Annotated in this window: 18 protein-coding genes and 1 pseudogene; 11 read left to right on the top strand and 8 right to left on the bottom strand. The window is 65.4% G+C overall.

Features of this window, described 5'->3' with window-relative positions:
- Positions 1 to 72: 72 nt before the first annotated feature.
- Positions 73 to 999 (top strand): LysR family transcriptional regulator, encoded by a 927-nt coding sequence (locus KCG88_RS26025; RefSeq protein ID WP_047285856.1) that lies wholly within the window; start codon positions 73 to 75, stop codon positions 997 to 999.
- Positions 1,000 to 1,037: 38 nt separating this feature from the next.
- Here KCG88_RS26025 and KCG88_RS26020 read toward each other — a convergent pair whose 3' ends face one another.
- Positions 1,038 to 2,606 carry a L,D-transpeptidase family protein gene (locus KCG88_RS26020; RefSeq protein WP_210713433.1) on the bottom strand — a complete coding sequence of 523 codons (1,569 nt, stop codon included), beginning with the start codon at positions 2,604 to 2,606 and terminating at the stop codon, positions 1,038 to 1,040.
- Between the two features lie 153 nt (positions 2,607 to 2,759).
- Between KCG88_RS26020 and KCG88_RS26015 the strand changes: the two genes are divergently transcribed.
- The 5 genes from KCG88_RS26015 (at position 2,760) to KCG88_RS25995 (ending at position 7,327) form a co-directional block, all read left to right on the top strand.
- Positions 2,760 to 3,485 (top strand): murein L,D-transpeptidase catalytic domain family protein, encoded by a 726-nt coding sequence (locus tag KCG88_RS26015; protein WP_047285851.1) that lies wholly within the window; start codon positions 2,760 to 2,762, stop codon positions 3,483 to 3,485.
- A gap of 105 nt (positions 3,486 to 3,590) precedes the next feature.
- Positions 3,591 to 3,908: a hypothetical protein gene (locus tag KCG88_RS26010; protein WP_210713432.1), complete on the top strand. Its 318-nt coding sequence runs from the start codon at positions 3,591 to 3,593 to the stop codon at positions 3,906 to 3,908.
- Positions 3,909 to 3,961: 53 nt separating this feature from the next.
- Positions 3,962 to 4,483, top strand: coding sequence for an alpha-ketoglutarate-dependent dioxygenase AlkB (locus tag KCG88_RS26005; RefSeq protein WP_015635171.1), 522 nt, complete (start codon positions 3,962 to 3,964; stop codon positions 4,481 to 4,483).
- A gap of 87 nt (positions 4,484 to 4,570) precedes the next feature.
- Positions 4,571 to 5,452: an alpha/beta hydrolase gene (locus KCG88_RS26000; protein ID WP_210713431.1), complete on the top strand. Its 882-nt coding sequence runs from the start codon at positions 4,571 to 4,573 to the stop codon at positions 5,450 to 5,452.
- Positions 5,453 to 5,698: 246 nt separating this feature from the next.
- Positions 5,699 to 7,327: a methyl-accepting chemotaxis protein gene (locus KCG88_RS25995; protein ID WP_210713430.1), complete on the top strand. Its 1,629-nt coding sequence runs from the start codon at positions 5,699 to 5,701 to the stop codon at positions 7,325 to 7,327.
- An 11-nt stretch (positions 7,328 to 7,338) separates the two neighbouring features.
- On the opposite strand, the gene KCG88_RS25990 is transcribed toward KCG88_RS25995, so the two are convergent.
- Entirely contained in the window at positions 7,339 to 8,673 is a 1,335-nt protein-coding gene (locus KCG88_RS25990; RefSeq protein WP_210713545.1) for a PLP-dependent aminotransferase family protein, read from the bottom strand.
- Between the two features lie 107 nt (positions 8,674 to 8,780).
- On the opposite strand from KCG88_RS25990, the gene KCG88_RS25985 reads away from it, so the two are divergent.
- Positions 8,781 to 9,677, top strand: coding sequence for a DMT family transporter (locus KCG88_RS25985; protein WP_047285841.1), 897 nt, complete (start codon positions 8,781 to 8,783; stop codon positions 9,675 to 9,677).
- 414 nt (positions 9,678 to 10,091) lie between these two features.
- On the opposite strand, the pseudogene metE reads toward KCG88_RS25985, so the two are convergent.
- Positions 10,092 to 12,378: pseudogene (gene metE, locus KCG88_RS25980) on the bottom strand (5-methyltetrahydropteroyltriglutamate--homocysteine S-methyltransferase).
- Between the two features lie 145 nt (positions 12,379 to 12,523).
- Positions 12,524 to 12,853, bottom strand: coding sequence for a hypothetical protein (locus KCG88_RS25975; protein WP_015635164.1), 330 nt, complete (start codon positions 12,851 to 12,853; stop codon positions 12,524 to 12,526).
- Between the two features lie 280 nt (positions 12,854 to 13,133).
- Between KCG88_RS25975 and yfcF the strand changes: the two genes are divergently transcribed.
- Positions 13,134 to 13,766 carry a glutathione transferase gene (gene yfcF / locus KCG88_RS25970; RefSeq protein WP_210713429.1) on the top strand — a complete coding sequence of 211 codons (633 nt, stop codon included), beginning with the start codon at positions 13,134 to 13,136 and terminating at the stop codon, positions 13,764 to 13,766.
- A 72-nt stretch (positions 13,767 to 13,838) separates the two neighbouring features.
- Here yfcF and KCG88_RS25965 read toward each other — a convergent pair whose 3' ends face one another.
- The gene (locus tag KCG88_RS25965; RefSeq protein ID WP_210713428.1) at positions 13,839 to 14,369 is read right to left on the bottom strand and encodes a DUF1993 domain-containing protein; all 531 of its coding nucleotides are present in this window, start codon (positions 14,367 to 14,369) and stop codon (positions 13,839 to 13,841) included.
- A 187-nt stretch (positions 14,370 to 14,556) separates the two neighbouring features.
- Between KCG88_RS25965 and KCG88_RS25960 the strand changes: the two genes are divergently transcribed.
- Entirely contained in the window at positions 14,557 to 14,994 is a 438-nt protein-coding gene (locus KCG88_RS25960; protein WP_047285833.1) for a hypothetical protein, read from the top strand.
- A gap of 13 nt (positions 14,995 to 15,007) precedes the next feature.
- On the opposite strand, the gene KCG88_RS25955 is transcribed toward KCG88_RS25960, so the two are convergent.
- Together KCG88_RS25955 and KCG88_RS25950 are read right to left on the bottom strand one after the other, a co-directional pair.
- Entirely contained in the window at positions 15,008 to 15,469 is a 462-nt protein-coding gene (locus KCG88_RS25955) for an isoprenylcysteine carboxylmethyltransferase family protein (protein WP_210713427.1), read from the bottom strand.
- 38 nt (positions 15,470 to 15,507) lie between these two features.
- Entirely contained in the window at positions 15,508 to 16,065 is a 558-nt protein-coding gene (locus KCG88_RS25950; protein ID WP_210713426.1) for a hypothetical protein, read from the bottom strand.
- Positions 16,066 to 16,182: 117 nt separating this feature from the next.
- Here KCG88_RS25950 and KCG88_RS25945 point away from each other — a divergent pair, with 117 nt between their 5' ends.
- Together KCG88_RS25945 and KCG88_RS25940 are read left to right on the top strand one after the other, a co-directional pair.
- The gene (locus KCG88_RS25945; RefSeq protein ID WP_210713425.1) at positions 16,183 to 16,584 is read left to right on the top strand and encodes a GFA family protein; all 402 of its coding nucleotides are present in this window, start codon (positions 16,183 to 16,185) and stop codon (positions 16,582 to 16,584) included.
- Between the two features lie 31 nt (positions 16,585 to 16,615).
- Positions 16,616 to 16,981 carry a hypothetical protein gene (locus KCG88_RS25940; protein ID WP_210713424.1) on the top strand — a complete coding sequence of 122 codons (366 nt, stop codon included), beginning with the start codon at positions 16,616 to 16,618 and terminating at the stop codon, positions 16,979 to 16,981.
- Here KCG88_RS25940 and KCG88_RS25935 read toward each other — a convergent pair.
- On the bottom strand, positions 16,978 to 17,601 hold the full coding sequence (locus KCG88_RS25935) for a cell wall hydrolase (RefSeq protein WP_015635157.1): 624 nt from the start codon (positions 17,599 to 17,601) through the stop codon (positions 16,978 to 16,980). The genes KCG88_RS25940 and KCG88_RS25935 overlap by 4 nt on opposite strands.
- Positions 17,602 to 17,761: the final 160 nt, after the last annotated feature.

Genomic DNA, 17,761 nt, shown 5'->3' with positions numbered 1-17,761 from the left:
ATATGGAGAAAATGCTGAACATCAGATACTCATATCGGCATTGCCGATGTGTCCACAGGTGGGAGCTGTCCAGTGATTCAACTGCACGATGTCGATCTCAAGCTGCTCAGGGTATTTGCCACCATCGTCCGTTGCGGCGGCTTTTCCGCGGCGCAGGCGGCGCTCAATACCGGCCAGTCGACCATCAGCGAACAGATGACTCATCTGGAGACGCGGCTCGGGGTCAAACTCTGCCAGCGCGGACGCGGCGGGTTCCGCTTGACCGAGCAGGGGGTGGCGATTCATGAGGCGACCCAGCGCCTGCTGTCGGCGGTGGAGAACTTCTGCATGGACGCTGATGTGCTCAAGCAGCGCATCAGCGGCCAGCTCAACCTGGGGATCATCGATACCACCATCAGCGACCCCGACTCACCGCTGCCGCGGGCTACCCAGCGCTTTGTCTCCAGGGGGCATGACGTGCACCTGAATGTCTACGTGGGCACCCCGGCGGAGCTGGAAGAGCGGGTGCTGGACGGGCGCCTGCACCTGGCCATCGGGCACTTCCCGATCCACGTACCGGGCCTGTTGCACAGCGCCTTGTACCAGGAGGCCCTGGGGCTGTACTGCGGCCGCTACCACCCGTTGTTCGCCAGCCAGGCCGAGACCGTCGAACTGCTTGAGGAAGTGGCCGCGAGCCGGGTTGTCGCGCGCGGCTACATGCAGCAACACGACCTGCAATGCCTGGGTGTCAGCAAGGCCGCCGCCACGGTGGACAACATCGAGGCCCTGGCAATCCTGATCATCTCCGGCGCCTACCTGGGCTTTCTGCCCACCCATTTCGCCGCCCAGTGGGTCACCTGCGGCGACATGCGCCAACTGGCGCCCGAGCGCCTGCGGTTGATGTCACCCTTTGATGTGATCACTCGACGCGGCAGTACACCGCCGCCGATCCTCGAGGTCTTTCTGGAAGACCTCGCCGCCTGTTCGCGTAAACCCGGGCCCTCATACCCAGGAAGCTGACGCACCGCCCTGCCCCTGGCCCTTGCGGTCGCACGCCATCAGCGCGAGCCAAGGGCCAGTGCCAGGGGCATATCCCGCCCGTAGATGTCCGGGGCATACAGCAGTTGCCCATGGCTGTCGGCCTGCACCGTCCAGTAGCTGAGCAGGATCGGCACCGGCTTGGCCAGGCGGAACTCGTGGGTCAGGCCGGTGGCCAACAGCTCGTTGGTGCGCAACCGCTCCGCCGGGCTGAGCAGCCAGTCACGCAGTTGCAGGGCCTGCTCGACCCGCACACAGCCGGAGCTGAAGGCCCGCGGCCCCTTGCTGAACAGCGCCTGGCTCGGGGTGTCGTGCAGGTACACCGAGAACGGGTTGGGGAAGCGGATGGCGATGCGCCCCAAGGGGTTGCGCGGGCCGGCGCCCTGGCGCAGGAGGATGTTGCCGGGGCGGTCCCAGTCGATGTCTTCGGCCGCCAGGGGCTGGCCGTTGGCATCCAGCACCTGCAGATTCTGGCGGTTGAGGAAACCCTGGTCGCGGCGGATTTCCGGCAGCTTGTCTTCCTTGAGGATGGTCGGCGGCACGGTCCAGGTGGGGTTCAGGGTCAGCCGGGTGACCTGGGATTTGAGCAAGGGCGTCTGGCGCTCCGCGCGGCCGACCTGGGTGCGGGTCTGCCAGACCACCGCGTCGTGCTGATAGAAGGTCAACTGGGCGGCGGCAACGTTCACCAGCACCAGGTTCGGCTCGTAATCCTGGGCCAGCCAGCGCAGGCGTTCGAGGTTGATGCGCAACTGCTCGCGGCGCTCGGCCGGGCTGATGTTCATCTCTTTCAGGGTGCCTGCGCCAACCACACCGTCGGCCTGCAGCGAATGGCCCAGCTGGAAGTTCTTCACCGCGCTGACCAGCTCGCCGCTGTAGGCGTTGTCCGGGTTGACCACCGGGCTTTGCAGGTAGCCGCCGTGGTACAGGCGCAGGGCCAGGTCCGGCACCCGCTTGTCCTGCATGTCCGGGCGCAGCAACGGGCCGCCGGCCACGGCCTGCCACTGGGGCAAGGGTTGCTGGCGCTCATGGGCATAGGCCTGGCGCAGGTTGCGGTATTGCGCAAAGCTGGGGCGCGCCTGCTCGAAGGCCGTGGCGATGTGGGCGATGCCCGGCACGGCAATCGCCAGCAGCGCGCTCTGGCGATCGTCCGGCAGCGGCTGGGCCCGCCACATAGGCTCGAAGCGGCTTTGCGCCAGGCGGCCGTAATGCAGGTCCTGCAGGGCTTGCAGGTACTGATGGGTGATATCGATATCGCTGCACAGGCCATCTCCCGCCGGGCTCGCCTGCGGCAGGCGGTAGTGGCCCGGGTCCAGCCCGTCGTCCACCAGTTGCGCCAACTGCGCCTGCAAGCTGGCCAGGCGGCCCGCCACGGACCACACCTGCTGTTCGCCCTGTTGCTGGTAGAAGCCCTGCAACAGCTGCTGGGCCGGGGTATTGAGCCGCGGCGCCAGGGCCGGGCAGGCCACGGCCAGTTGCGTCAGCGCCGTTTGCATCGGGCTCGCCGACAGCTGCGGCAGCTCACCGGCCAGCGCGACCAATGGCGCAGCGAGCAGGCACAGGGTCAAGTAACATGCGGTTTTTTTGAACAACTGCTTTACTCCAATCCGTGGGCGCCCGGCGGGCGGCCAACCATTACGGCAGATGCGGAAAACAATCGGGCCTGGGCATTAAACATATAGACCAGACTGCCGGGGGAACGACAGGACGTCAGGAGCCAAAGTGACCATGGGGACGCTCTATACATGTTGAATTTCTTGTGCCGGTTCTGCCTGGTGGCCATTGCCCTGGGCGCCTTTTCCATTTCGTCCTACGCCGCCAGCAAAGTCCAACCCGCCGCCAGCCCGACGCTGTATGCCAGCCTCGCCCACGCCGCCCCGCAACTCAATCCCCAGGCCCTCAAAAGTGCCCTGAACGCCATGCAATGCGCGGTAGGCAGCGGCGCCCGACAAGCCCGCCACCTGGCGGTAATCGACTACTCGCGGCCCTCCACCGAACGGCGCCTGTGGATCTTCGACCTGCGGACCAAAAAACTGGTGCTGCGCGACCTGGTGGCCCACGGGCAGAAATCCGGGGAAAACTTCGCTACCCAGTTCTCCAATCGCCTGGGCAGCTACCAATCCAGCCTGGGCCTGTTCCGCACCCAGGAAAGCTACGAAGGCAGCCATGGCTACTCGCTGCGCATGGACGGCCTGGAACCGGGCTTCAACGACCGGGCCCGGGACCGCGACATCGTGATCCATGCCGCCGACTACGTGAACCCCTTGTGGAGCCAGCGCCAGGGCCGCATCGGCCGTAGCCAGGGCTGCCCCGCGGTGCGCCCGCAAGTGGCGCGCCAGGTGATAGACAAGCTCAAGGATGGCCAGTTCATGTTCTCCTGGTACCCGGACCAGCGCTGGTTGAAAACCTCGCCCTACCTCAACTGCCAGCCACGCCAGGTGGCGAGCATCCTCAGCGCCAACGGCGGCTGAGCACGGCCGGATGCTCCGGCGCCTGCCCTCTTCGCAGTTGCGCCGCACGCCGGCGACGGGATACCGTTACCGACCTGGAACGCCACCTCGCCCGAGCTCCACACCATGCCTTCCCCACACACCCTGCTTCTGCATCAGCCCGGACCACGCCCGGCGTTCTACCGGGTGGCCGAACACCTGTGGGGCGCTGGTTGCAATGTGGATTCCGATGGTGACAGCCGGACCGCCGACGATGACCAGTGGACCGAGCTGACCCTGATACTGCGCAATTCCAGCCAGCAACGGCTGGACATCGAGCCACTGTCCCTGGCGCCCCTGGTCCTGCTGATCCGCGCTTCCCAGGCGGACCTGGGGCAAAAGGCCGCACAGTTTATCCAGTCGGTGGCAGGCGGCACACTCCAGGCACCCATCAAGGACCGATAAGGATCACGCCCTGCCCCCCGCAGGCGCTGTCCTTCACGACAGGCAGTACTCCCATGACTCCACCCGAGATCGACTTTTTCCCCGACTTCATCGCCGACCCGCACCGGCTGTTCAACCACCTCAAGGACTCCGTGCTGTGGGACGAGCGCATGCGTGCGCGCAAGACCGCCAGTTTCGGCGCGCCCTACGACTACTCGCAGATCACCTACCCCGCCGTGCCGATGCCCGAAGCACTGGAACAACTGTGCGGGCCCATCGAGCAACTGCTGGGCTTTCGCCCCAACAACTGCCTGCTCAACTGCTACCCCGACGGCCAATCCTCCATGGGCTTTCATTCCGACGCCAATGAACAGTTGGTGACAGGCACCGGGGTGGTGATCGTCTCCCTGGGCCATGCCCGGGCCATGGTCTTTCGCCACAAGGAAAGCGGCGCCACCTTCGACTACAGCCTGGCCAGCGGCTCGCTGCTGCACATGTCGGACGAACTGCAAAAGCACTGGCTGCACGCGATCCCCAAGGCGCCGGACGCCGGCGAGCGCATCAGCCTGTCGTTTCGCCAGCTCAAGACCGGCTAGTGCTGGACTCGGTCAGGATCGGCCCTTGACTCAAGGGCCGGGCCATCGACAATGCCCGGCTGTATTCAGCGTTTGCCCCGAGGCCCCATGCAGTTGCTTCCCTGGTCCTACCCCTGTCCCGAAGGCTTCACCCTGCGCGGCCTGCGCTCCGCGCCTTCGGGCAAGCCGCTGCTGCACTTTCTGCACGGCAACGGTTTCTGCTCCATGGCCTATCAGCCGATGCTGGCGCTGCTGGCCGAGTCCTTCGACCTGTGGCTCAGTGACGTCCAGGGCCACGGCGATACCGACCACGGAGGCCCGTTCCTCGGCTGGAACCGTACCGCGGAACTGGCAGCCGAAGCCTTCGAAGCCGGGCTCGATGCCTATGGCCAAGTACCGCGCTATGCGCTGGGCCACAGTTTTGGCGGGGTGCTCACCTGCCTGATCGTCGCCGAACGCCCGCAACTGTTTCGCAAGGCGGTGATGCTGGACCCGGTGATCTTCACCCCCTCCATGATCGGTTCCCTGGGTGTGCTGTCGGCCCTGGGCCTGAACCGCCGCCACAGCCTCGCGCGCAAGGCCGCCGCCCGCCGCCGGCGCTGGCCGGATCGCGCCGCCGCCAAGGCCGCGCTGGCCAACCGGGGCATCTTCAAGGGCTGGAGCGACGCGGCCCTGGCCGCCTATGTCGAACACGGCCTGAAGGACGACGAACAAGGCGTGGCCCTCAAATGCGCCCCCGAGCGCGAAGTGGATATCTACAGTTCCTTTCCCCGGCGCCTGTGGCGCTCGCTGCGCCAGGTGAAGACCCCAAGCCTGGTGATCCACGGCCGCGACAGCTACCCCTACGTGGCTCGCTCGATCAAGCGCTGGGCGGCCATCAACCAGCACCTGAGCACCCAGGTGATCGACGGCCAGCACTGTTTCATGCAGGTCGACCCGGTCACCAGCGCCCGTTCCATCCAGGGCTTTCTCCAGACCGAAGGCCGGTGAAAGCCGCGGGCCAGGCGCCCGCGATAGATGTCACCGTGCTATCATTGGCGGGTTTTCCAGGCAGGCCGTGCAACCTGTCGACCCTGGAAAGCACTGGACAAAGGCGCCGATCAGATGCGCCTGCCGCCTGCCTTGTGTGCAAAAAGCCGACGGTGCCGTGGGGCCTAGCCCCAGCGCGCACCGCACCGATGCAAACCGCGACTCGCCTCGCCGGTTGTACTTTTTGCCGCCACAAGGAACACAGTCATGCTCTTGAGAACGATGAACATTTCCCGCCGCGCAGGGTTCAGCTTCGCCCTGATCGCCCTGCTGGCCCTGGCCCTGGGAGGTTTTTCCCTGCTGGAAATGCAACGCATGAACCAGCAATCCCTTGAGGTCGACCAGAACTGGCAGCCATCCATCGTTGCCGCCAATGCCCTGGCCCTGACCAGCACCCAGATCCGAACCCTGACCCTGCGCATGCTGGTGGTGCGCGACAGCGGCGACGTGCAGGCCTTGCTGTCGCGCCTCAGCGAGCTGGAGCAGCAGCAGGATCGGCAACAGCAGGCCTATGAAAAACTGATCAACGTCGACGACGAACGCGCCGCCTACGAGCGTTTTTTCGAAGCCGAGAAGCTGTACCTCAAGGACCAGCACCGAATCACCGACCTGATGCGCCAGGGCCACAAGGAAGCGGCGATCGACATCGTCGACGGCGGCCCGTTCCTGGCCAATGCCGACGCCATGCTCAAGGAATTGCTGACCATCATCGACGTCAACACCCGGGGCGGTATCGCCGCGGCGGCGCAAAGCAACCAGGTGTTCAAAGGTGCGGTAGGCATGGTCCTGCTGATCATGCTGGTCGTGGTGGCCCTGACCGTGGCCCTGGCCCTGTTCCTGACCCGCAGCATCGTGCGCCCCCTGGGCCAGGCCGTGGAGGTAGCGGAAACCATCGCCCGCGGTGATCTCGGCCAGAGCATCGCAGTCAGTGGCAAGGACGAACCGGCGCGCCTGCTGCACGCCCTGCAGACCATGCAAGCCAGCTTGCGCGGCACCCTGCAGCGGATCGCCGATTCGTCCAACCAACTGGCCTCCGCCGCCGAGGAACTGCACGCGGTCACCGAGCATTCCAGCCAGACCCTGCACCAGCAAAGCAACGAAGTGGAACAGGCGGCCACCGCGGTCAATGAAATGACCGCCGCCGTGGAGGAAGTGGCGCGCAATGCGGTGAGCACCTCCGAAGCCTCCCAGGAAACCGACCACACGGCCCATCACGGCCGCGAGCAGGTACAGCACACCGTCGACTCCATCGGCCAACTGGCCGAAGACGTGACCCAGACCTGCCAGCGGGTGGAAAACCTGGCGGTGGACGTGCGCAATATCGGCCAGGTGCTGGAAGTGATCCGCTCGATTGCCGAACAGACCAACCTGCTGGCGCTCAATGCCGCCATCGAGGCCGCGCGAGCCGGGGACGCCGGACGTGGCTTCGCCGTGGTCGCCGACGAAGTGCGCGCCCTGGCCCATCGCACCCAACAGTCGACCCAGGAAATCGAAAGCATGATCAACACCATCGAGGAAGGTACCGAAGGTGCGGTCAGTGCCATGCGCAACAGCAACGAGCGGGCCCACCTGACCCTGGAAGCCGCCCGCGCTTCGGGGCTGGCCCTGGACCAGATCACCCAGGCCATCACCACCATCAACGAGCGCAACCTGGTGATCGCCAGCGCCAGCGAGGAACAGGCCCAGGTCGCCCGCGAAGTGGACCGCAACCTGATCAATATCCGCGACCTGTCGACCCAGACCTCGGCCGGGGCCAACCAGAGCAATGCCGCCAGCCAGGAGCTGTCACGCCTGGCGGTGGACCTCAATGCCCTGGTGACCCAGTTCAAGCTTTGACGCTTGCCGCTTCAGAAGGCGTAGCGGCCGATCACCTGCCGGACCCTGGCTAGCGCCACGCCCAGATCGGCCATGGCCACCGAGCCCAACGCCAGGCGAATGGCGTGGGGCACCGGGCCGGCGCCGACAAAGGGCTCGGCGGTGGACACCGAGACCTTCTCCCGCAGCAGCGCCATGGCCACCTGATCGGCCCGGACTTCCTCGGGCAAGGGCAGCCAGAGGAAGTAGGAATTCGGATGGCTGACGTAGGCCAGCCCGGCCAGGGCTTCCCGGGCCAGGGCCTGGCGGGCCTGGGCATCCTCGCGCTTCTGGTGCTCCAGGCGCGCCACCGTGCCGTCCTCGATCCAGGCACAGGCCATGGCGGTCATCACCCCCGGGGTGTTCCAGGTGCTGGTGCGGATCGCACGCTCGATCAGCGCCACCCAGGCCGGCGGCGCCACCACATAACCGACCCGCAGGCCGGTGGCCACATTCTTCGAAAACCCCGAGATGTAGACCGTGATCTCTGGTGCCAGGGCAGCCAGCGGCGCAGGAGGATCCTGGGCCAGGAAGGCGTAGGCGGCGTCTTCGATGATCAGCAGCCCGTGGGCCCGGGCAATCGCCACCAGGCGCTGGCGCCAGGCCAGGTCCAGCACCCAGCCCATGGGGTTGTGCAGGGTCGGCATGGCGTATACCGCGCGCACCCGCCGCCGCTGGCACAGGCGCTCGAAGGCCTCCAGATCCGGCCCCTGCTCGCTCAGGGGAATGGCCAGCAGCTCCAGCCCGTGGGCCTCGGCCACCACCTTGAACCCGGGGTAGGTCAAGGCATCCACCGCCACCACATCACCGGGCTTGAGCAATGCCGTCAGGGTGGTCGACAGGCCGTGCTGGGCGCCGCTGACCAGCAGCACCTGCTCGCCCTCCACCACCAGCCCATGGCCCGCCAGGTAGCGCGCTACCGTGGCCCGCTCATGACTGCGCCCGGCGTGGGGCTGGTAGCGCAGCAAGGCTTCCAGGTCGCCGGTCGCCGCCAATTGGCGCAAGGCGCTACGCAGCAGTTCGGCCTGGCCGGGCAACGCCGGGTAGTTGAAGTTCAGGTCCAGGGTGCCCGGTGCCGTGGCGGGCTGGTCCACGCCCTGCCCTGGCGGCAAGGCGGTTTCCCGGACATAGGTCCCACGCCCGGTTTCACCGCTGACCAGGCCCATGGCTTCCAGCTCGGCATAGACCCGCGAAGCAGTGACCAGGGCCAGCCCTTCCCGCGCCGCCAGTTCGCGATGGGTGGGCAGGCGGGTGCCGGGGGCAAGGAGGCCGGTACGGATATCGGCGGCAAAGGTGTCCACCAGTTGTTTGTAGCGGGCACGGGCCATAGGCGCTGTATCCATGACAATTTTTTGATTGTGCTGATTTTCAATCCTAGGATGGGCTCGACACAAGCCCCGCCGCTGCGGCCCCCACTTCTTGAGCACTCCCCCGAATGGAACGGACATCGACCCTGCAATCCCCGGCCCTGGAAAAAACCGCCAGTGGCTGGCTCAACGGCTTTATCGGCGTGCTGATCTTCAGCGGCTCACTGCCGGCCACCCGGGTCGCGGTGCTGGAGTTCGACCCGCTGTTCCTCACCGTGGCCCGGGCCACCATCGCCGGGCTCCTGGCGTTGTGCATCCTGCTGCTGTTCAAGCAGCGCCGTCCGAGCCGCGCCCAACTCCTGCCCCTGACCATCGTTGCCCTGGGCGTGGTGCTGGGCTTTCCGCTGCTCACGGCCCTGGCCCTGCAGTACGTGACCTCGGCCCATTCCATCGTGTTCCTCGGCCTGTTGCCCCTGGCCACCGCGGTGTTCGGCGTGCTGCGCGGCGGCGAGCGGCCGCGCCCGGTGTTCTGGCTGTTCTCGGTGCTCGGCAGCCTGTTGGTGGTGGGCTATGCCCTGTCCCAGGGCCTCAGAGCTTCACCCGAGGGTGACCTGCTCATGCTCCTGGCCGTGCTGGTATGCGGCCTGGGTTATGCCGAAGGCGCCAAGCTGTCGCGCACCCTGGGCGGCTGGCAGGTGATCTCCTGGGCCCTGGTGCTGTCGCTGCCACTGATGGCCGCACTGACCCTGTTCAGCATGCCCGCCTCCTTTAGCGGCATCAGCCTGCCGGCCTGGGTCAGCCTGGGCTACGTATCGCTGTTCAGCATGCTGATCGGTTTTGTCTTCTGGTACCGCGGGCTGGCCCAGGGCGGGATCGCCGCCGTCGGCCAGTTGCAGTTGCTGCAACCCTTTTTCGGCCTGGCCCTGGCCGCCGGCCTGCTCCACGAGCACGTCAGCCTGGGCATGCTCGGGGTCACCGTGGCGGTGATCCTCTGCGTGGTCGGGGCACGAAAGTGTTCCAAATAGGTACAAGGCAGTGGCAGCGCTTGCCGGGCTGCCACTGATTGCGCGGGGATATGAAGCAAGAGCCGCGAAGGGCTTGGGGGGTCAGGTCGGAGAGATAGTCGCGAGCGCACCGAGCGCGATGGTCAAGGCTAAAAATCCAAACAAGAAAAACGCCATCTTAGTCATCAGGCCTCCTGAACAGTAGGTATGCGGTGCAGCGGGCCCGGTCTCCAGCCGTAAAGCCGGCCGGGCGCGCCATTTTCAAACCATGGCTGTTCTGATAACAGACGCAGATGCGCAAGAAAAATACGGATCAGATACGCCGCGCCGGCCTCCGCCACCTGCTTGCTCGCCCTCGCACCACTTGCCCCCGATGCCATGCTGGACGCAGAAAACCGGAGCACGCCGACGTGCTCCGGTGGCGGGGTTGGCCGTTCAGGCCAGTTCTTTACGCAACTGACGGGCCGCGGTGACCATGTGCACCAGGGCTGCTTCGGTTTCCGGCCAGCCGCGGGTCTTCAGGCCGCAGTCCGGGTTGACCCACAGGCGCTCGGCAGGAATGCGCTGGGCGGCCTTGCGCAGCAGGTTGGCCATTTCCGAGGCATCCGGCACCCGTGGCGAGTGGATGTCATAGACACCCGGGCCGATCTCGTTCGGGTAGGCGAAGGCTTCGAAGGCGTCCAGCAGTTCCATGTCCGAACGCGAGGTCTCGATGGTGATGACGTCCGCATCCATGGCGGCGATGGACTCGATCACATCGTTGAATTCGCTGTAGCACATGTGGGTGTGGATCTGGGTTTCATCACGCACGCCGGAGGCGCACAGGCGGAACACTTCGGTGGCCCAGTCCAGGTAGTGCTGCCACTGCGCCCGGCGCAGCGGCAAGCCTTCACGGAACGCGGCTTCGTCGATCTGCACGATCCTGATGCCGGCAGCTTCCAGGTCCAGCACTTCGTCGCGGATCGCCAGGGCCAGTTGCCGGGCCTGCACTTCGCGGCTCACATCTTCGCGCGGGAAAGACCACATCAGCATGGTCACCGGGCCCGTGAGCATGCCCTTCATCACCTTGTCGGTCAGGCCCTGGGCGTAGCGGACCCATTCCACGGTCATGGCTTTGGGGCGGCTCAGGTCACCAAAGATCACCGCCGGCTTGACGCACCGGGAACCGTAGCTCTGCACCCAGCCGAAACGAGTGAACACATAGCCATCCAACTGCTCGGCGAAGTACTCGACCATGTCGTTGCGCTCGGCCTCGCCGTGCACCAGCACGTCCAGGCCCAGGCGTTCCTGCACCAGCACCGCGTGGCGGATTTCGCTGTGCATGGCTTCGGTGTATTCGGCCACGCTCAGCTTGCCCTGCTTGAACGACTGGCGCGCCAGGCGGATCGAGGCGGTCTGCGGAAACGAACCGATGGTGGTGGTGGGAAACAGCGGCAGGTCGAGGCCGGCGCGCTGCTTGGCGATACGCTGGGTGAAGGCCGAGCGCCGCTGGCTGTCCTTGGGAGTAATGGCCGCCACCCGAGCCTGTACCGCCGGTTTGTGGATGCGTGGCGAGGCCGCGCGGCTGGCCTGTACGGCGCGGCTCTGCTCCAGGGCCTTGAGCACCGCCTGGGCCTGCGGCTGGTTCACCGCCTGGGCCAACCGCCACTTCCTGGCATTTCTGCACGGCGAAAGCCAGCCAGCTCTTGAGCTCGGCGTCCAGCTGGTCTTCACGGTCCAGGTCCACCGGGCTGTGCAACAGCGAGCAGGAAGGCGCCACCCACAGGCGCTCACCCAGGCGCTCATGGGCGTGCTGCAGGGTGGCCAGGGCTTTTTCCAGGTCGCAGCGCCAGACGTTACGCCCATTGACCAGGCCCAGTGACAGCACCTTGTAGGCCGGCAGGCGATCGAGGATGGTCGGGTACTGCTCGGGAGCACGCACCAGGTCGATGTGCAGGCCATCCACCGGCAGGTTCGCGGCCAGGCCGAGATTCTCTTCCAGGCCACCGAAATAGGTCGCCAAAAGTTTTTTCAGCGGCTCGCGCTGGATCTGGTTGTAGGCGCGTTCGAACGCGCTTTTCCAATCCTGGGGCAGGTCCAGCACCAGGATCGGCTCGTCGATCTGCACCCACTCCACGCCCTGGGCCGCCAGGCGCTGGAAGATCTGGCCGTACAGCGGCAGCAGGCGGTCCAACAGCTCCAGTTTGTCGAACTCGGCGCCCTTGGCCTTGCCCAGCCACAGGTAGGTCAGCGGACCGATCAGCACCGGCTTGACGGCGTGCCCCAGGGCCCGAGCCTCCTCGACCTCTTCGAAGAGCTGCTCCCAGCCCAGCTGGAACTGCTGGTCGGCGTCGAATTCAGGCACCAGGTAGTGGTAGTTGGTGTCGAACCACTTGGTCATTTCCTGGGCGTGGGCACCGCCGCAGCAGCCGTCGCTGACGCCACGCGCCATGCCGAACAGGGTCTGCAGGGTGGCCGGGCCATGCTGCGGACGGAAACGCGGGGGAATCACGCCGAACATCAGGGAATGGGTCAGAACCTGGTCGTACCAAGCGAAATCGCCCGCGGGCAGCAGGTCGATACCGGCGTTTTTCTGCAGCTCCCAGTGAGTCTTGCGCAGATCACGGCCCACGGCGCGCAGGCCGGCTTCGTCGAGTTCGCCCTTCCAGAACGCCTCTTGCGCTTTCTTCAGTTCACGGTCGCGGCCAATGCGCGGAAATCCTAGAGAATGGGCCAAAGCCATGACATGCAACTCCCCTGTGTTTGATGGGAGCCATTGTCGGCACTCGGCCCTTGGTGAGACAAACTCATTTTAATCGTGATGATCACAAGTTCCACTCATGATCAAACGGCCAAATCGGACGCTGCCGCAGCAGGCCGCGCCCTCGTCAGCGGCGAGCCAACTTATACCTCAGGCAATCCTCGTTAAAGCTTTTGCGCAGTGCCTCGGGCTTGATCCGCGAGGGGCTGTCGTAGGTCTGCTCGGTGATGCCCAGGGCCATCATGCGCATCCAGCCCTTGCTGAACTTGTAGGTCTGGATCTTCTGCCGCGCCGCATACAGCGACACCCCGGACAACTTCAGTTCCTGGGCCCTGGCGGCAGTGCCCGCCCCCCAGCTGCAGACATATCGGTCATTGGCCGCCAGCTCCCGGGCCTGGGCCGCAGAAGCCCCGCCCAACAGGGCAAACGAAGTCAGCGTAATCAACACATGGCGCATTTTACGGTCACCTAACCACCTGAAAATAAAGTGATTTTGGCGACACTTCAGACTGCCCGGGGCCAGTACTATGCCTTCTCGATCAAGGCAATGTGCCTGCCAATGCTGGCCACCCACGCAGGGGCGGCCCAGTGGCCCTAGGCCCATACCGCGCGGCATAGCATCAGCCTCGCCAACTGTTCGCCAGTATTCCTGCGAGGAATGCACGGATAAAAAACCTGCATTTTATTTATCGACCAGGATCTCCTAGCGTGTGCGCTCCCCCCTTGGAGAGACCGCCGTGACCGCTTCCCGCCCGCGCCTGTACGTCGATGCCCAGTTCACCAGCCCCTATGCCCTGTCCGTGTTCGTGGTGCTGCGGGAAAAGGGTATCGACTTCGACCTGCTGCCCCTGGACCTGGACGCCGCGCAGAACCGCGCGCCGGCCTACGCCCGCCTGTCCCTGACCCAGCGCGTGCCGACCCTGGTGCTGGACGATTTTGCCCTGTCCGAATCCTCGGCCATCGCTGAATACCTGGAACAGTTGTACCCGCACAATCCGGTCTATCCCCAGGACCTGCGCCAGCGCGCCAAGGCCCGCCAGGTCCAGGCCTGGCTGCGCAGCGACCTGTTGCCGATCCGCCAGGAGCGCACGACCCTGGTGGTGTTCTACGGCTGCAAGGGCGAACCGCTGTCGCCCCAGGCCCAAGCGGCGACGAATACCCTGGTGGAGGCCGCGCAGGAGCTATTGGCGGATGGCCGCGACTTCCTGTGCGGCCAGTGGTCGATCGCCGATGTCGACCTGGCGCTGATGCTCAACCGGCTGATCCTCAACGGTGACCCGGTGCCGGCGAACCTGGTGGACTATGCCCAGCGCCAGTGGCAACGGCCGGCGGTGCAGGAATGGGTGCAGTTGCCGCGGCCGGCGCTGTAGGACCTGGAGCGCCGGGTGATGCGGCCATCGGCGTTGACCTGACGCTGGCCGGTGAGCCAGCAGCCGGCGCGGCTAGGCCTCTTGCGGTTGGCGCAGGTAGGCGAACATGTGCTGGGCGTAATCGGCCTTGCCCAGGGGCACACCGTTGTGCCGCAGGATGTTGTAGGCCGTGACCAGGTGGAAATAGAACTGCGGCGTCGCCCAGTTGCGCGCGAACTCCTCGCCGTTCATGTCGAAGGCAACACCGTTTTGCAGCTCGATGGCGATGGCCCGCTGGCCACTGCTGTCGATCAGCTCGCGGTCCGCCGCCGCCAGGAACGCCAGGGTGTCTTCGATCAGTGCCCTGGCCTCGGCCATACCGGTCGGCGCCTGCAATGCAGTCACAGGCTGCCCGCTCAGGCGCTGTACCGCTTCCCGGGCCTGGGTGCAGGCAAAACGCACCTGGGCCGCCAGGTCATACATGTCCGGTGCCAGCCGTGACTGCAACAGCACCTGGGGTTCGAACCCCCGCGCCCGGGCCTGCTCTTCGCCCTTGGCGAGAAAGCCCTCCAGGGCGCGCAGCATCTGGGCAAAACAGGGAACGGTGAGGGTGTAGATCGACATGGGTGTTCCTCAATGAGATCAAGACACAGGGGCCGGGTGCTGCCCGTCGCCCCGCCATAAAAGCCGATGGATCCTAGCAGATGTTCCCCCTCTCTCAAGCCGCGGACAACGCCAGAAAAGTACCCCTGGGCCGATCCGGCTGGTATGGTGCGCCCCTTGAGAAATACACCGCCTGACAGTGAGGAAAATGACCTTGAGCAGTGAAGCAAAAATGACCGGGGACCTGTTCGAAGTCGACAAGCGCCTGGCCCTCAAGCCCATCGTCGATTTCAACAGCTACCTGCGCGCGGCCTTCGCCGATGGCCCCTGCTCCTGTGGTCGCTGCGTCGCCAGCCAGGGTGACGAGAGCGGCTACGACTACCAGCACACCTTCAACTTCGCCGGCCGGGTGGCCAACCGGCGCTTCGCCTCCACCGCTGGCAGCGATGTGCTGCAGGCCCTGAAGAAAGCCTGGCTGTCCTTCACCAAGGCCGAGCTGCCGGCGAGCGGCGATCTGGACCTGGCAACGGTCAAGGATTTCGTCGACCCCCAACTGCACCAATTGCTGGTACCGCTGTTCGTCGCCAGCGGCCTGACCCGCGAAGTGGATGGCCAGTTGCAACTGCAGGCGCAAGTGGCGGCTTGAACAACCGTACCGCCTAAAGCCAGCGCCGCACACGCTGGCGATACGCCGCAAAATCAGCCCCGAACAACTGCCCGAGCGCCCGTTCTTCGGGGTAGATCTGAAAGCGGTTCATGTACAGGACGAACCCCAGGACGCCGAGCAGTACCAGGGGCGAGGCCAGGTACAGCCCCCAGGCCAGCAGCCACAGAGCAAAGCCGACATACATCGGGTTGCGTGTGTACTGGTAGATCCCCGAGGTGACCAGGGCCGAGGCACTGGCGGGTTTCAGCGGGTTGACCGTGGTCTTGGCCCGGCGAAAGGCAAGCCCTCCGGCCAGGACAAACAGCAGCCCGGCCATCACCAGCGGCAGCGCCAGCAACAGGCGTGTGCCCAAGGCCGGATCCAGGCCCGGCAACCTGCGCGCAAGCAGCCCCATCAACACGGCGAACAGGACCGTGACGAGGGGTGGTGGAATGCGGTTTTCCAAGGCCTGCATGGTGCCTCTCTCCTCTGCCCGGGTTCAGGTCCGGGGCGTTACAGGTTGTCCGTCACCCGGCACAGCTTGCTGTCTTTCAACGGGGCCGCAGCATATGCCTTCGAGCCAAGCGGCGCCTGCTTGAGCATCACCGCGCACTTGTACATCCCCGAGGCTTCCAGCTGGTAGTCCATGCCTGCCTTGGGCACGAAGCTGAACAGGTTGTAGCACTGGTTGCCCAGGTAGTGGAACGCCATGGGTTGCCCCGCCGGCACCAGCACTTCGGTCCGGGTACCGGGCACTGCGGGAGTCTGCGGCGCCGCCATGCCCAGGCTTTCACCTTTACGGTTGGCGTAGCCGTCCCGGGCAGCCACCATGACCCCGGCCCCGGGCAGGCGGAAATCCACGCAGTCGGACCTGGGCACACCGCGCACCATGCCGTCGCTGATCACCCGCAGGCGCACGGTTTCGCCACCCGGCGGCGTGGAATAGGGCGTGGAAAAGGACCGCACATCGGTCAGGGCGCCGCAGCCGGCCAGCGCCAGCAGCAGGCCGGCGAGCCCCGGCAGGCGCACGCGCCCTATGCAGGTGTTGAGAGGGTGAGGCGATTGACTCACTATGTCGCTCCTTGCGGGTCGGGTTCCTGGGCAACTGCTGCGATCAGCAGCCGGCGTTTTATAAAGGGTTCACCCACCCGCGGCAAGGCTGGCCCTGAAACTTCGGAAACCCTGACCATGCAAAACCAGCATCAAGGCAGTTGCCTGTGCGGCGCGGTGACTTACCAAGTGTGCGGCGCGCTGAAGGCCGTCACCCACTGCCATTGCCACAAGTGCCAGAAGGGCCACGGCGCGGCCTTTGCTTCCTACGCCAGTACGCCGCGTGAGAATCTGGAAATCCGCGACCAGAGATCAACGCTCAAGGTGTACGAATCCTCCCCTGGCGTGCTGCGCCAGTTCTGCTGCCACTGCGGCTCTTCGTTGTTCTGGCAGGACACCCAGGGCGAATATCGCCAGTGGATTTCCATCGCCATTGCCACCCTGGACACCCCCTTCGCAGCCCTCAGGCAACAGCATTACTGCGTGGCCATGAAGGCCGACTGGTATGCAATCACCGATCAGTTCGAGCAAGTGCAATAAGCCGCGCCGCGCCCAGAGGAATGCCCCTGTCATGACCCGGCACTTCAACTACGTTTGGCTTCTGCCGTTGCTTGAACACCCCTACGAATCGGTTGCCGCCGACCTGCCTGGCGCCCTCGCCGGGCTCAGGATAGAGCCCCCGCCGGGTGAACCGCCGTGCCTGCGCCAGTTGCTGCTGACCGCCCTGGGGTCCGGCTCCGAACACTGGGAGCACGGTGCTGTGGCATGGCTGGAAGCCGGCTTCCCGCTGGATCGCGAGCTGTGCGAAAGCCTGCTGCACCAGGTCTCGCAAAAAATGTTCAGCCAGCCCATCCGCCATCGGCTGACCACCCTCGGCAAACGCTGGCTACGCCAGGACGACCAGGCTCGCACCCGCGACTCAACCCCACACAACTAGCGCGCCGCGACGTCCTTGGGTTTGTAGAAGCTGAAGCTGCCGATCTCGGTGGTCTTGATATAGGCCCTGGACCAGTCCGGCGAAACACTGCGGTCGTGAAAGAACAGAGCGCCGCCGGTACGGTCCTTGAGCTGCTGGTTCAGCGCCTTGCGGGCAATTTCCTTGGCAATGGTGTAGCGGCCCTCTTCTTCCACCTGGTCGGGCCGACCATCGCACCACCAAGAGAATTGGCAGGGGCTTTTTTCCGAACCCTGCTTGACCACTTCGCACACCGTCCCGGGAAAACCCTCATGGCCCAGGCGGTTCAGAACCACATTGGCCACGGCCTCCATATCGGCGCTTTCACCACCCTTGGCTTCCCAGTAGATAGTCCGCGACAGGCACGTGATGGCGTCGTCCACCGGGGCCTGGCCGGCCGGGTCCACGGCCTGCACTTCGGTCTTGGTGATGGGGGCGGCCTGGGGCTCGGCCTTCGGGCTCTCCTTGTCCGCGGCTTTCTGCTCCAGCGCCTGGGCCTTGTCCTGGGCAGCGGCCTGGACCGCCGGCTGGGGGTCGGCGGCCCAGAGCTGGGCTGCGGGCAACAACAAGGCAAAACACAGGGTCCTGACAATCCAGCGCATGATCGATCCTTCCCGAAAAACCTTTACCCCCTGCCAACGCCGCCCCTGAACGTACCTGGCGGCAGAGCGGCGCAACCGGTTACAGCCTGGCCGGCACGATGGCGCGTCGAGGGGGAGCGAACGGGTCACCGGGGGCCATGTTGAATCGACCATGGGCCGC

The sequence above is a fragment of the Pseudomonas sp. MWU349 genome (genome assembly GCF_017947325.1).
GTDB lineage: Bacteria > Pseudomonadota > Gammaproteobacteria > Pseudomonadales > Pseudomonadaceae > Aquipseudomonas > Aquipseudomonas protegens.
Note: the sequence above shows the minus strand (reverse complement) of the source record. Positions and strands in the feature narration are given on the sequence as shown.